At 32.9% G+C, this 15,105-nt stretch carries 14 protein-coding genes; 4 read left to right on the top strand and 10 right to left on the bottom strand.

All coding sequences use genetic code 11. From position 1 onward, the window contains the following. Positions 1 to 361 precede the first annotated feature (361 nt). The 6 genes from JHL15_RS00525 to JHL15_RS00500 form a co-directional block, all read right to left on the bottom strand. Positions 362 to 1,546, bottom strand: coding sequence for a hypothetical protein (locus tag JHL15_RS00525; protein WP_200241480.1), 1,185 nt, complete (start codon positions 1,544 to 1,546; stop codon positions 362 to 364). Positions 1,547 to 1,561: 15 nt separating this feature from the next. Then, positions 1,562 to 2,008 (bottom strand): hypothetical protein, encoded by a 447-nt coding sequence (locus tag JHL15_RS00520; RefSeq protein ID WP_200241477.1) that lies wholly within the window; start codon positions 2,006 to 2,008, stop codon positions 1,562 to 1,564. 7 nt (positions 2,009 to 2,015) lie between these two features. Next, the gene (locus JHL15_RS00515; protein ID WP_200241474.1) at positions 2,016 to 2,945 is read right to left on the bottom strand and encodes a DUF3289 family protein; all 930 of its coding nucleotides are present in this window, start codon (positions 2,943 to 2,945) and stop codon (positions 2,016 to 2,018) included. A 10-nt stretch (positions 2,946 to 2,955) separates the two neighbouring features. Beyond that, entirely contained in the window at positions 2,956 to 4,881 is a 1,926-nt protein-coding gene (locus tag JHL15_RS00510; RefSeq protein ID WP_200241471.1) for a type VI secretion system Vgr family protein, read from the bottom strand. Positions 4,882 to 5,106: 225 nt separating this feature from the next. Continuing rightward, positions 5,107 to 5,514 (bottom strand): type VI secretion system tube protein TssD, encoded by a 408-nt coding sequence (gene tssD / locus JHL15_RS00505; RefSeq protein ID WP_200241470.1) that lies wholly within the window; start codon positions 5,512 to 5,514, stop codon positions 5,107 to 5,109. A 216-nt stretch (positions 5,515 to 5,730) separates the two neighbouring features. Continuing rightward, positions 5,731 to 8,871, bottom strand: coding sequence for a UvrD-helicase domain-containing protein (locus JHL15_RS00500; protein ID WP_200241467.1), 3,141 nt, complete (start codon positions 8,869 to 8,871; stop codon positions 5,731 to 5,733). Positions 8,872 to 9,053: 182 nt separating this feature from the next. On the opposite strand from JHL15_RS00500, the gene JHL15_RS00495 reads away from it, so the two are divergent. The 4 genes from JHL15_RS00495 (at position 9,054) to JHL15_RS00480 (ending at position 12,255) form a co-directional block, all read left to right on the top strand. Beyond that, positions 9,054 to 9,800, top strand: coding sequence for a peptidase associated/transthyretin-like domain-containing protein (locus JHL15_RS00495; RefSeq protein ID WP_200241465.1), 747 nt, complete (start codon positions 9,054 to 9,056; stop codon positions 9,798 to 9,800). Positions 9,801 to 9,806: 6 nt separating this feature from the next. Then, on the top strand, positions 9,807 to 10,616 hold the full coding sequence (locus tag JHL15_RS00490; protein ID WP_200241463.1) for a hypothetical protein: 810 nt from the start codon (positions 9,807 to 9,809) through the stop codon (positions 10,614 to 10,616). 31 nt (positions 10,617 to 10,647) lie between these two features. Next, entirely contained in the window at positions 10,648 to 11,415 is a 768-nt protein-coding gene (locus tag JHL15_RS00485) for a peptidase associated/transthyretin-like domain-containing protein (RefSeq protein ID WP_200241461.1), read from the top strand. A 105-nt stretch (positions 11,416 to 11,520) separates the two neighbouring features. Then, on the top strand, positions 11,521 to 12,255 hold the full coding sequence (locus JHL15_RS00480) for an SIMPL domain-containing protein (protein ID WP_200241458.1): 735 nt from the start codon (positions 11,521 to 11,523) through the stop codon (positions 12,253 to 12,255). Between the two features lie 57 nt (positions 12,256 to 12,312). On the opposite strand, the gene JHL15_RS00475 is transcribed toward JHL15_RS00480, so the two are convergent. The 4 genes from JHL15_RS00475 to JHL15_RS00460 form a co-directional block, all read right to left on the bottom strand. Continuing rightward, the gene (locus JHL15_RS00475; RefSeq protein WP_200241455.1) at positions 12,313 to 12,825 is read right to left on the bottom strand and encodes a GNAT family N-acetyltransferase; all 513 of its coding nucleotides are present in this window, start codon (positions 12,823 to 12,825) and stop codon (positions 12,313 to 12,315) included. A 2-nt stretch (positions 12,826 to 12,827) separates the two neighbouring features. After that, the gene (locus JHL15_RS00470; RefSeq protein ID WP_007839346.1) at positions 12,828 to 13,049 is read right to left on the bottom strand and encodes a PspC family transcriptional regulator; all 222 of its coding nucleotides are present in this window, start codon (positions 13,047 to 13,049) and stop codon (positions 12,828 to 12,830) included. A gap of 108 nt (positions 13,050 to 13,157) precedes the next feature. After that, entirely contained in the window at positions 13,158 to 13,634 is a 477-nt protein-coding gene (locus JHL15_RS00465; RefSeq protein ID WP_200241452.1) for a hypothetical protein, read from the bottom strand. Between the two features lie 139 nt (positions 13,635 to 13,773). Further along, entirely contained in the window at positions 13,774 to 15,039 is a 1,266-nt protein-coding gene (locus tag JHL15_RS00460; RefSeq protein ID WP_200241449.1) for a DUF2851 family protein, read from the bottom strand. Positions 15,040 to 15,105: the final 66 nt, after the last annotated feature.

Here is a 15,105-nt window from a genome sequence, read left to right as displayed (position 1 = left end):
AATGCAAAAACTGAAATGATACTTATTATGTATAAGACAAATAGTATAATTAATCTAACTGTCTTTTTACGGTCTTTCTCATTACGCATGCTAAACATCTGGATCAAAAAAAGAATAGGATAAATAAATGCAACAGCAATGAAGAACACAAAAAGATAAGTCATAAATAATGAGAAGATTGCCTGGATGTTTGATGTGTCAAAGCCTCTGTTGAAATACTGGTGGGCTGATTTATCCCAATAATAAACAAAAGTGAGGATTGCAAATGCTATAAAAATAATAAGCTGAATATTAAATATCGTTTTCCAATTCTTTATTATAAAATTCTTTATCATAGTCCTTTAAATTATTTCATTACCAATTACTTTCCTGCGACATAGCCAAAATATCCATCTTCAAAAGGATCATAAGATACAGTCCACACTTTACTGATGTCGCCCCAGGTAAATAAAGTGAGTACAACTTTTTCATTTTTTTCATCTAATGTCACTCCTTTAAGTCCTACCCAGTGATTAGGAATAGTGAAGGTGCCCTTATTGTTATTTTGAAAATTTCCTGCTGTAATGAGAAGACCGACACTGTATCCATTTGTAAGAAGGTCTGACAGCTCATTTGCAGAGTTTTTTGCACTGGCCCATTTACTTGTTACCAGATTGGTTTCATTTTTTACATCACTATATGCAAGGATATTTTTCATCATGCTTGCTACTTCATGTGGAAGAGTAAGACCTGTCCCACCTTCTACAACACCTCCGGCATTTGCTCCGTCAGGATCATAATCGAAAACCCCGTTTAAATAATCTTTTATTGTAAATAAAAATATAAAGTCGGCATAAGACATTTTGCCGCCATTACTGTTATTCGGGTACGTGGCATCAGAGTCTTTTATTTTGATGAGATGTTCATCACTATCTAATTTTATTTTGTACTGGGTAGATGGAACAATAGCATCTCCGGTACGATGCATATCTAAGATTATTCTTTCATAATCAGATGGTTTTTGAATGGCGAGGAAATGTCCAATTAAGGCAATAGCACACATTGAACTTTGCCCCTGATCAACATCTTTTCCCGTATTCATTCTTTGCTGAATTTCAGATTTTAATGCCTGGCGATCAAAGAATCTAAATCTATTATGCTTGAAAAGGGTTAATTTTCCCTCATTGTCCATATCATTGATGTAAGCTTTGATCTCTAAATTGTTTCCACAACCATTTGCATCATTAAATGTAATGCTAATCTCATCACCACTATTGGGTCCTTCTAAAGCATTTTTATGAAATTTTCCAGTTTCATTATCGGTATAGCTAACTGCCCATTTAATCATACTGGGATCCTTTGGAGCATCATTAGTATATGTTTCAACCTTGAAAGTATATGTTTTACCATAAACAAGGCCTGACTTTTCCTTGATTTTCCTGCTGCCATCGTTCAAAGCACCATCATCTAAGTCAGAAATAAGTTTTATACTTTTAACCTGTGTTGGTTCTATCCCATTTCGGGGAGTATCTGTTTTTCCTTCAAAATTTACTCCTGGACCTGCCATTTTCCTGTGTTTTTATTATTGATCAAACTCAAAGTTCTCTTCCTTGTTGGTGAGAACATTGTAGAGCACGTTACCTTTTTCGATTACATAAAAAATATCTCTATTTCCCTTTTCATATCTGATGTAGGCGATTAGATCCTGATTATGGCCATCCAGGCCTTCCTTTCCTCCTTTGTACTCATTATTGAGTACATCTGTTTTTTTATAGATGTACACAGAATATAAGTTATAATCCTGTGTATTTATATTTCCCGTTTTTTCGTCAACTTTCTTTTTTAGTTTTTCATACTCATTATTGTCGTATGAAAAATTACGATCTGCATAAAAATAGTCGATTCTATTTTTATTTTCTCCTGCTTTAAACTCATAGGTGACTGGAGGTAAAGCAACCAACTGGAAGTCTTCCGACTTGTTTTGAATACATGCCACAAATAATGTCAATAAAATGATTAAGTTTTTCATGATAAATTTAGTCCTTGTCAGAATTTCCGTATAAATCTACACTTCGTTCCATTTCCGTAATGAAAGGTTTTGCCGTTCTATAATGCTGCAAGATATACCAGGCTTTAAAAAAATCTCCGGTGTGATACTGTGGAATTCGGTCTCCTCCATGTTTTACGATATCATCCCAGTCTAAACCGTAATGATCATAAAAGGTATATTTGAGTTTTCCGTTCCACATTTTGGTGCATTTATTATAAGAGTAATTTAAGATTTCTGCTTTAACACTCCAAACCTGATGTACAGTAATACCTAATCCGGATACTTTATCCCAAAAAGATGAGAAATTCAAAAGTCCCATTGAGATAATTCCCATGGAAGAAGGATCATAGTCATTTTTTTTCAGCTCCTTTTTTAAATCTGCAAGAAATGCAGCATGGTATTTTATAAATGCAGGATTATTAGCGATTTCCTTATTTAAAGTCTCACTTTTATAAGTTCCGCCAGTACCTTTTTTAAATCGATCAGACATTTCGAGAGCAACCGTTTCCATATCACCAATGGAAAGCGATTCCATTAGCTGATCCAGATAAGCTCCGAGAGTAGGGTCATTTAATTTAAAAACCGGATCATTTTTTATAGAAGCAGATGATGCAGGACTGTCAGCAAAATACATATCCTCTGACTTAGTGCCATCAAAATTGAATCCCGGATCTCTTTTAGCTTTACCAATTAATTTTTGACTAACCTTTATAACCCCTTCTTTACATCCTTCTTCACCTTTTCCATCTTTACCAAATCCTTGTAATATCGCACGTTTCTGGCTCGATAATTCAAGATTTTGTTTAGTCGCTTCTATAATTACATGCTCCGATTCTTCACTGGAAACTTTGCATAGATTAGTATAATTATTACTGACCTGTATATTGATATTATTAGCTTTTTTTACAATGGCCATGTCAATACATTTAATGTGAATTTCCTTGCTCTCCGCTTTGAGATTTTACTGTCTTCTCGCTTTGCAAAATCATATTTTCTTTGGTACTTACTACTGTTACCTTTTCCGCATAAGAATCGCTCTTTTTAGATTGAACGTTTCTTTCATTTTCAGCAATCTCTGTTCTCATGTCAGACGATTCATGAATATTTCCAGTAGCTGTCTGAAGTAAATCTCTTCCTGCCGTATCTACCATATTTACTCCCGCATTGGAAACGATATTTACATTAGCAGTTGAAAAAATATTGCTGCCCGCGATAGATGTAATATCATTTCCGGCAGACATTCTTATATTATTTCCGGCAGTGAATGTCATGTCTTTAGGTGCATTCACTATAATGCTACCTTTTCCATCCATGAAATAGGTGTTTCCACTAGGATCTTCTATATAGATACTTCCTTCGGCATCATTAAAAATGACTTTATTACCACTTCGGGTCTGTATTGATTTAATATGATTGTTGACTCCACCACCCAAGCCTACAGCTCCATGAAACATTCCTCCCATAGCAAAAGGAAAATCGGGATGATGATATTCAAAACCTACCATTACCTGGTCGCCAACTTCAGGAACTGCTACAAATCCTCTATTTTGAGTTATAACATCTGTTCCTCCGGCATCTGGGCTCATCATTCTGATGAAATGGGTTGTGTCATTTAATTGCCAATCAAATTGTACCTGTATACGACCTTGATTAAGGGGGTCAGTATTGGAAATGACTGTTGCAATTTGAGGTTCTGCGCTAGGGGTATTGAACTCTGGTTTAGGAATAAACCCGGTTCCTTCTGCAATAGCTTCGAATGTCCCGGTGTAAACACCCCTTGTATTTACTTCGTGAGAAACTTCAGTAACCATAAGTTTAGTGAAATAGGTCGTCTGATTGCTATCCGGTTTTCTCATTTCAATATCTGCGATGCAGCCTGGGTGTAAAAAAGGAACTGATGTGGTTCCTGAAATTGTAAACACTTCTACGGCAGCACTTCCTGCCGCACTTTTTTGAGAATCATCTACATTTAACGACATATTCGCGTTAATAGGAGAGGGATTTAATGAACGTGTTTTGTAAATATCATTATTAAGCTCATACGCTTTTGAAGCGAGTTGTCCCAGATGTTTAATATTTGCTGAGGTACTTAATAACTTTGTATGGTTGCTGCTGTTATACCCGAAGAATTCAGGTTTTGTATGTACAGCTTTTAATTCCACAGAAATATCATTTACATTACTTCCATAAGTAAGGCGTATAGCCTGTTCTTTAGGAGGCAGTTTCCCAAAATAAAGTGTTTCTCCATCATAATAAAACTGTTCTCCATAAGTTTCTGCCAGCCTTGCAAGGTAGTTGTAATGAGATTCTTTATATTGAGCACTGTAGTTGATATAACTTTTATTTTGTGTATCAATTTTATAATCGAATTTACCTGAATTCAAAGTTTCTTTGAGAATTCTATCAGCGATGATCGAAGTGTTCACTGGCTTTTCACCTCCGAAACTCTGAGTATGAGGAGCAGAATCCATTAGAATCGTAGGGCTTTGTCCCTTAAGAACAATATTACCCAAGCTCATTTTTTCCTGACTGAAGGCCACTTTTGTAATAATGCCCACAAAAGTTCTTTCCGGACTTTCGTTTTCAGCATCTTTATATTTGAAGACTACTGTTAAGCGTTTTCCGAGAAATTGTTGAGCCTGATCCAGCTCATGATTCTGTAAAGAGCCTAATGAGTCATGAGCTAAAGTAAGCTCAAAGTTATGGTGCTTTCTTGCGCTTTGATCTAAGCGGAAATGCTTGAAGTGCTTAATTATTTTGCCCTCAATCACAACGTCCAGCTTTACCACACGCTGGACACCAGCAATATGGTTCTCAGCAATTTTGTCTGCATTGGTTATTGTATTTTTCATGACTTAGTGGATGTTGATGTATTATCTTTAAATCTAGAAATGTTTTGGGATTTTTTAAAGAAAAAAAATGTTAAATTTTAAAAAATGTAGTAGAATTACTACTTTTTTCAATTTGATTGCGAAAATATTTACTTAACATAATCACAAGTAAATGAATTTTTCTCTCGTAGAGATAAAAAGATCACCCCTAGGGATGATCTTCTTATAAATACCAATACATATAAATTATTTAGCACCTGGCCAAATACCTTCATAAATACCATTACCATAGTGGATTGTTTCAGCGCTTACGATAAAGCTGATCAACATACTGTTTTCATCCACTGCATCGAAGTCTACTTCGTGCTGGATTACATATCCATTCTCCCACTTTAAAGTAATCAGTGTTCCTTCTTCGTGAGATTTGTTGAATGTTACTTCTCCAGTTGTTGGTTTGTACTTTCCGTTTAGTAAGCTTTCTAAGATATCAGATTTCTCTGTAGCCTCAATGGTTAATTTGATAATAGCGTTTGATGGATCAGATGCTACACGTCCGGAAACGTCTGTAGATCTTGATACGCTATAGTTAAGTTTCAATAATTTTTGACCTTCGCCATTGTTGAATTTTAAGATTCCTCTTGAATTTGCTGCCATGATTTGTAAATTTTAATCGTTATTAAATGTTATAATTCAGTGATTATGTAGCAAATGTATACTTCTTTAATGGGACACAAAAACTTTTAAATATAAGTTTCATTTTTTGTAGTGTTTCTACGATTTCATGTAGTAGTTCTACGATATTTTGTAGTAGTTCTACGATTTTAAGAAGGAGGAATATAGTTTAAGTGCCGATGAATAGGACTTTTTCTGTTATAAATAGATCAATTGTGTCTTTATAACTTTTCTGCCAAGACTTTCCAATACCCTTTTATAATTTTCTATTTGTTGATCATTCTTTTCAGAGATTTCTCCTGTTTTGAAGTCAACGATAATGTAGCCCTCAGTACTTTTCAAAATTCTATCAGGTCTGTAAATTCTGCTTTCTCCTCTTTCAGAGATCATGATATCTTTCTCATTAATTACTTCCCATTTTTCATCAAAAAATTCAGAGTAGGTAGTAACGATCTGTAGCAATGTTTCCTGAATTTCATTTTTTTCAGACAAAGTAATCTGTCCTTCCAATACATAGCTTTCCAATACTTTTTGAATATCTTTCTCAGTATTGATCTTTGATAGTAATTCGTGAACGAAAAGACCTATCCTCACTTTTTCATTGCGAACCTGATAGTTTTTAGAAGGAGTGGCAATTTTTATAGAAGTATTTCTTTCGTTAATGTTCTTCAGGTTTCTGATATCCTTTGTTTGAAAAGATGAAATTTTATCCTTAGAATGTTTTTTCAGCATTTCAGGATTCACTTCGTAAAGATCAAATTCATCAGATTGTTCTGTGCCCAGTTTTTGTATAAATTCTAAAATTTCAAGATTATTAGAGGTCTTATTTTGCTTTTGAAGATAAAAAAAGAGCTGTTCTACCGGGCGGGTAGTAGCTACATATTGTAAACATAACCGGTCAATTAAGTTTTTGTATGAATTTTTTTTATTAAACTTTTCAATTTCTTCATCATAAACTTCCAGACTTTTATTGAACTGATTAATGTTGACTGACTTTAAAGCTTCATCGCTATTGGTTTCAAACCAATTGGAAAATTCAGCGTCACGATTTTTGTTCATCATCGGTATAAAAACAATAGGAAATTCAAGTCCTTTTGCTTTATGGATGGTCATGATCTGGATAGCATCAATATTTTCCGAAGCCTGAATAGTATATGTTGAAGCCTCTTCATCCCAATATTTTAAAAACTCTTTTGTGCTGGCTCCTGCATTTTGGGTAAAATTGAAAAGCATTTCCAAAAAGTTGAGAAGGAAGTCTGTTTCTTTATTTTCGAAAGAGAATTCGTTAATATAGTATTCGACAAAATTATACAAATTGAATCTCGGAAAATGATCCTGTTTCAGTTGTAAAGAATAATTCTTTTGGATGAATTGCAAAATTTCTTCGTGAGATTCAATCTCTAAAATTTCTTTCATGCCTAATGTGAAATCCGATAAAGTAACCCGACCTAATTTATTCAGATAATACATCATCATGATTAAATTGGTTTTGTTTTTCGGATTGGTTTCCCATTTCAGGAATTCGATAACTGCTTGTATCGTATTTGATAATTCTAAAGTTAATCCCTTATCTGAAATTGTTTTAATATTTGTTTCTTCACCCTTATATCTTACTTTTAGATTTCCCAGCTTTTGAGAATAGCTGAAAATATCAAAGTTACCACGGCAAAGAATTGTAATGTCAGCAAATCTAAATCCGTTATCCAGACATCCCTGAATATCTCTTTGCATTCTTTCAGAAGTGTCATTATAAAAATCCTCATTCGTGAGATTTTCAATGAGATTTACCTTTACACGACCTTCGATTCCGGATTTGGAATTTTGTTCTGCATCAGTACCGAAAATATTTTTGTGTTCTTCTTCCAGATTTACGGAATGAAATTGATACAGCTCATTATTGAACTTTACAATGTTTTTAGCACTTCGCCAGTTATCTTTTAATACCAGAAGGTCAGCTTCTTTAGGAGAAACTTCTTTCTTATTGATAATATCCAGCATCAGTTTACTTTCTCCCCCACGAAACCTGTAGATACTTTGTTTAGGATCGCCTACTAAAGTAAATGTTGTATTTTCAGTGGAAACGCTATGGTCTCTTAACGGTACAAAATTTTGCCACTGTAATTCCGAGGTATCCTGAAACTCATCAAAAAAGTAATGCTGAAATTGTGAACCTACTTTCTCATAAATAAAAGCAGAAGGTTCATTTCTAAGATTTTCGTTAATAAGAATATTAAATTTTGAAAGGAGAACCAAATCGTTTTCTTCCTCAATTTTTTTTAATTCATCCTGAATATCTTTATTTACTTTTAATGGAAGTAGCGCTGATAGAATTTTCTCTTTCTTCTGTGTTTCTATATAAAGGAGAATGAGTTGCATCCTGTTGTCCAATAACTGCTCCAGAATTTCTAAGATATCTGATTCTTTATGTTTGGCTTTGGAAGAAGCCCCTTTTCTATAATTATTGACTACAGATTCTTCCTGTGTCGTTGGAAAAGGGAAACCAGTTCTTTTCTGTTGATAAAAGTCCAAAACTTTAGTAAAGAAACCACCAATTCCATTTTTTCCCTGCGCAAAATCTTCAATGTCAATATTTCTTGATTTGAATAGATCTATGGATTGGGTTGCAATTTCAACAGCATTTTTTTTGTTGGATACAATCTCTTTACGGATTGTATTCTTTATATTTTCATAATTTGTGTCATCAAAATTTGTATTGTTTTTCAATTGTTCATAATGAATGTCTTTTACAAATTCTTTTGCCGAATCATACAAATTCTTGTTAAGATTGATGCGTTCATTATTTTCGAGGCTGTAATCAACATAATCCATAAAAGAATTGGAAATAGCATCATTTTCACCAATCTGATCAAGCATTTTATCTACTGCCTCAATCAGAAACGGTTCTGCTTCAATTTCAAGATTGAAATTTTTTGCCAGTCCTAATTCGTAAGAGAAGCTTCTTACTAATCGGGAATTAAAACGGTCAATGGTTCCAATATTTAAAGTAGAGTAGTTATGCAGAATGTAATCCAGTAATTTTTTTGAACGAATATGCAATTCGTCGATAGTAATCCGTAATCCCTCGTCTTCAAAAACCTTTTGAATGTTTTTCAAATCATTGTTGTCAGCAAAATTATTGGCCGAAAAGTTACCCAGCCAGGATAAGATCCTTTCTTTCATCTCATTCGCTGCCTTATTGGTAAAAGTTAATGCTAAAATATTTCGGATGGCATGCTGCTGATTAGGATAACGAAGACAGATCATCAAGAGCCTCTGAACAAGAGCATAAGTCTTTCCCGAACCCGCAGAAGCATTGATAACTGTGTAGGAATTTTGCATTTTTTGAGATGAATTGAAACTGCAAGTTAGCTAAAAAATAAGTGAAATTTTAACAATAACAAATCACTATTTAACAAATTGGAAATAGAAATTCCAAAAAAAATGCTAAAACGCGTTAACTGTGGTTAAACTTATGGTATACGTTAAAAATAATTTTAGATTTGTTCTATAAAAAACTTTCCGTGAAATTAAAACTACTTTTTATTTTATCATTTATTTTCTCCATTCATATTTATGCTCAAGATTATATTTTCGGAAAAATAACAACCGAAGAAAATATTGAAATGCCAGATGTTACAGTAATCAATATAAGAACTGATGAACGGGTTGTAACAAATACAGACGGACATTTTATGATTTCGGGAAGAGAAGGTGATGAACTTCGTTTTGTGAAAAATGGATATGAAAGGATTAACAGAAAAGTAACCAAAGAAAATATAGGGTCTCCTTTAAATGTAGCACTTGTCAGGCAGACAACCTTAATTGCAGAAGTAGAGGTGAAGCGCGGGCTCACCGGAGATTTAAAAATTGATTCTAAAAGCCTTAACAAACCCAAAAAAGTACAAAAGCTCACAAAAGACATTGACAAATATATAGCTCAAAAATCTGATCCAAGAATTCTTGCCGCAAAAGCAGGAGAGTTTGTTCAGCCTAAAGGGCAGGGCTTTTCTGTGGGAAAGGTGAAAGACCAATGGGACGATGTTGATTTTATGAATTATTTACGTGAGAGCTTAGGTGATCAATATTTTATCGATCTTAAAATAGAAAAATCCCTGATACAACATTTTATTTATTACGTTTTGAGGGGAGGATTTGAGCGAAAAAAGATACTTAAATACGGATTTTGTAGTGATGCTGACCTGATGAGATTTCAAAGAGCAGTACTTATAAGAATTTCTTCTTATCGTGCACCTCAGACCCAAAGATAATTGAGCATGAAGAATCTATTGATTAGAAATAGTTTGTATCTTATTCCATGCTTTGTCTTTACTGATGTGTATTCACAACAAAAAGTTTCAGGTAGAATAACGGATGAAGATAGTAATGCTTTAAATTCTGTACTTGTTTTCAATATTTCAAATAATAAGAAGGTTCAAAGTGATCCTTCGGGCCAGTTTATTATTGAAGCAGAAGAAAATGAAGAAATTCGCTTTATAAAAGATGGTTTTTACCGTTCTGATAAAAAAATTACGAAGGACAATATAAGTTCTCCTCTCCAGGTTAAGCTTCTCAGGAATGAGACTTTAATTCCGGAGGTTAAAATTGCATATAAACCCACAGGTAATTTAGCAAGAGATACCAAACATTTTGATGAGGCAAAAAAGACGGTTGCATTAAAATCAGAAATGGATAAATATATGCGAACACCCTTCAAGGTACCCTTGCCTGAAAATAAGATATCTAAAACTTTTAGTGGACATGATTTTAGTACGGGCCAAGTTGATGTTGTCAAATTATTGCTTACAGGAATAGGATTAGTGAAAAAGGCAACAAAACCTAAAATAACAAAAGCTGATTATAATGAGACCCAAAGTTTCATGAATAGGCTTAAGTTGGAGATTAATCTCGATTTTTTGGTAAGACAGGGGATGAATGAAGAACAAATAGATGAATTTCTAATCTATGCTAATGATACAAAATATCTGGCAAAGAAATATAGGAGGGACTTTAACAATGATATCATAGAATCAGAATTAAAAATTGCTTTTCAGGAATATAGCAAGACTAATAAAATTAGAGATTGATAATAGCAATTATATATAGAATATCGTTTGAATGAAAATGAGGTTTTTCTTTATTATATTATTTTTTTATGGGATTGCTTATTCTCAGCAGATTGTAACGGGTAAAATTACAGATGATAATGACATTAATCTGGGAGGTGTCACTATTGTTAATATAAGAACAGATCAAAAAGTATATAGTAATGCTTTAGGCGAATTTTCTATTGAAGCGTCAAAAAATGATGAATTGAGATTTGTAAGGCCTGGATATGAAAGGGTTTCAAAACGGATCTTTGCAGATGGGGTGAATTCTCAGGTTTTTATAATTCTTGTAAAAATCCCCGAAGAAATAGAAGAGGTCGAAGTGAAAAAGCTGTCTGGTGATCTGACAAAGGATTCAAGAAGTGTGGCTAAAGTTGATAAGGGGGAAATTGTACAACAGGCGGTTGGTCTCCCACAACCTGTTGGGAAAATGAGAGAGAAGCCTGCTGAAGTCAAAAAAGTATTGTTGCCAATACTTCTGGGACAATTAGATGTTCAGGGAGCTTTTGATCTGATCAGTGGAAAAGCCAGAAGGCAAAAACGCCAATATAAGTATGACGATTTACAGGATAATATTCTTTGGGTTCGTAAAAGGGTAGATGATGAATACTTTACCAATGCGGGAATTCCCTCAGAAAGGATTTCAGAATTTATAGAATTTTCATTTGTACTTAAACCCCAGGTTCGTACTTATGTCAAGGCCAGAAATTTATCAGGTGTATTATTACGATTAGAAGAAACGATGCCTGCATTTTTGAAAAGGCTGGAAAAATCTTAAGCTATTTTGTTAAAAAAATCTTAAAATTTCGGAATGGAAATTGATATAGTAATTTCATTGAAAATTAAATTTTAAATGATGAATCAATCAAATTCACAAAATTTTATGAATAAAAATATTATTGCGATTGCGATCGCAGCTTTAGGTTTTATTATAGGTTTAGGCTTGTTAGGAAGTGCTATTAAAAACAGAAATAAGTCTGAAAATACAATTTCGGTAACAGGGCTGGGGACTAAACAATTTACGTCTGATCTTATTACCTGGTCTGGTAGTTTTTCTAAAAATAACTTTGATCTGAAATTAGCTTACGATGGATTGTTAGCTGATAAAAAAGTAATCAATGATTATCTGATTTCTAAAGGAATCAAGCAAAATGAGATCATCTATTCTTCCGTAGACATTCAGAAACAATTTCGAAATTATACAGATTCGAATGGAAACAATGTTCAGGGAGAATTTTCAGGATATAATCTAACTCAAACCGTTTCGATTGAAAGTAAAGAAGTGGGCAAAATTGAAAATCTTTCCAGGAATATAACTGAGATCATTAATAGAGGAATTGAATTTACTTCCTCGTCACCCTCTTATTTTTATACCAAACTAACTGCTGTGAAGCAGGAAATGATAGCTACAGCTACAAAAGATGCCAGAGAACGCGCTGAAAAAATCGCAGAAAATTCAGGAAGTAGTCTTGGTAATCTTAAAAAGGGTACAATGGGTGTTATTCAAATTACCGCACCCAACTCGAACGAGGACTATTCTTACGGAGGAGCGTTCAATACAACTTCAAAAGAGAAGGTAGCGAGTATAACCATAAAACTGGAATACGAAGTGAACTAATTCTCTAGTTGTATTATTAAAAATATTTTAAAGCCGGAAGTAATTCCGGCTTCTTTATTAATGGTAAACGATATCGTAAATTTCTTCCTTGACTTCTTTTAGATTTTCAGGAGAATAATTGGCCAGTAGCCAAAGATCTAAAGGAGGTTTTCCTTCTCCATAACTTGGTTGTATATATAAATCATCAACTAAAGAAAATCCATTTTTTTGATAAAAAGAATATCGTCTTTGTGCATCTTCCCCCAAATGAGCGGGTTCAATTTCAAGAATAATCTTCTGATAATTTTTAAATAAGTATCCTGTAATATGTGATCCTAGTTTTTGACTTCTAAATTCAGCAAAGACTTCAAAATGTTCTACAAAAATAAAAGTGCTAAGCTCCCAGAAAATTAAATAACCAATAGCTTTGGATTCATTAAGTACAGAAATGACTTTGGCGTTAGGATGTGTAAATAATTGTACAAATTGATTCCAATCTCTTTGTTCTTCCGGAGGAAAAGTGGTAGAGTAAGAATCATAGATCTGCTTGATCCTATGGTCTTCAGGTGAAGTAATTTGTAAAAATTCCATAATTATAAATCAAAAACGCTAGGTCTTCTTGTAATAAAAATATCTTTAATCCATAAGGTAAATGCTAATCCCAGATAGATGAGAAAGAAAAACCCTGCCGTAGCAAAAGTAGAATAAATGAAGAACACCCGAAGTTTAGAAACAGGAATTCCCAGTTTAGCGCCCATTCTCGTAAGAACACCGAACCATTCTCTTTCCATTTTATGACGGATATTATCTAGCATTGGGTGAATTTTTTAAAAGGTTAAATTCAATACTGCAATTTAAACAATTTTTTTTGTCATATTATTTTATACTTGTAAAACTTTTTAACCGGATCTGATTGTAAAGTATTAATTAGATTCTATGCTATATATTATACTCACAATCTTCCATTGTCCTTCAACTTTAGCCACGTGCCAGAACTCCTTACCCCAATTGGTAACTTTATTATTGGATAGAAAAGAATAGTCAAAAGCTACCGAACCAATTACATCATCATTCTCAATATGTATATTTTTAAATATTTCTTCTTGCTTACCTTCATCTAAAAGGAACTGGTAGAAATTCATGGGAGTCTTTGTGAAAATATTTGAGGGCTGCGATGTTTTATTTTTTAACCTTTTTTGTTGAGTTTTGTCTTTAATTACTGCCGTCCAATTAAATGATTCTTTTGCAAAAAGACTTTTAAAAGTAGCAGTGTCTTTTTGGATTATACTTTTTTTGGCACTTGTTATGAGACTCTGTATTTCAGTTTCTTGCTTTTTGTAAGCTTGTGCATAATAAAAGTTCATAGCCAGTACTAAGAATAAAACATTAATGGTTTTCATACATTTTAATATTAAATATTTTTTTTAGATTACAAATATTCAATTAAATCGATCTGGTTTGCAGAAGAAAGTGTGGAGGGATATTTTTCTTATGTAGAAAGCGTTATTGTCTGTTTGAAAGGGGTCGATAAAATATTTTTTATGAATCTTTTAAAATTGAAAACCCAATCCTGCACTTCAGGCAGTTTTTTTCTTCACAAGAGGTTTTAAAATGATAAATAAGGCTTTGTGTTTCTAGTGAGTTATTCATTTGTATTCCCAGTTTTTTCCAGGAGGTTATAATAGCATTTTTTTCCGGAGATATTTTTTTATAGAATTCAAGTATTTCACTGAGAATTTCCTCATTGTGATATTTATGATAAGTATATTTTAGAGGAAGTATTGTATTGAGTATAACAAGTTGTATAAACTCGTAGCTTAATGTTTTGGGCTGATTAACTGTTGAGGTTTTTCCAAAATTAAAATGATCATTCCAATATTCAGATGCTTGAATATCTTTAAAAACATTTACCAATTCATTTGGATCTTTTGAAAGTATAATTCTTGAAAATAGATTTTGATGGTTGTGGTAAAGTGCTGCTAGCTGAGAAAGTCTTATAGTAGGAAAATTAGGAGGTCTTAAACGTAAAAACTTTGGATGAAATTTCATATCAGATATTTGATATTTTGCTTTTACAAAGTCAAATTCTCTTTTCCAGATTTTCATTTGTTCATCCTGAGGTTGATCAAGCCATCCCGAGATTCCAAATAGTAATCCCTCCAATTGATTTTTATTTTGTCGGATTTTATTTATAATGCTAAAATCAATACTTTCAGCGATTTGCTTAAAAATAAATGCATTTACTTTTAATCCAAAAGAGTAAGCAAGACTATGAAATAGTACTGCTTCAAAATTATTTTTAGATTGTTCTAAACTTTTTTCCAGCTCCTGAGATTTTTGATCCAGCTTCTTTACAATATTTTCTTCATGAAAATTAATGGGAATATTGTCTTTATTGAAAATATCTTCACAGGGAATAAACTGATTTTCTTTGATCAATTTTTCATATTTCCATAGAATGCTTTCATCGATATAATTCTTCAATTCTAGTTTAGGGACCTTCTTATCATTGAATTCTTCAATTTCTATATCATTTTGAAAAACAACATGAAGAATAATATTTTGGTAATTGGGATCTTGAGAATGATTATGAAAAATCCAGTCAGAGGACTTCACATGAAGCTCTATGTTTCCACTTAAGAATATATTGTTGATTTTGATTTTTGCCAGTAAAAAATCCGGACCGGCATCAGTATTCCATTTTCCGAAATTTATTATTTCAACAGGATTTCCTTCAACGTCCTTGAAGTCAAAATTTTTGAAAACCTTAAAGTTCCAAAGATATTGTAATAGTTTTTCCGTCATGAGTGCTACACAAATATAAGAGAACTCTTATGCTTTTTGCCATTCGTTTTTCAAATTTTCGATAGC

The sequence above is a fragment of the Chryseobacterium paridis genome (assembly GCF_016595215.1).
GTDB classification, from domain to species: domain Bacteria; phylum Bacteroidota; class Bacteroidia; order Flavobacteriales; family Weeksellaceae; genus Chryseobacterium; species Chryseobacterium paridis.
The sequence above is the reverse complement of the archived record's forward strand: the minus strand, read 5'-3'. Positions and strand labels throughout refer to the sequence as shown.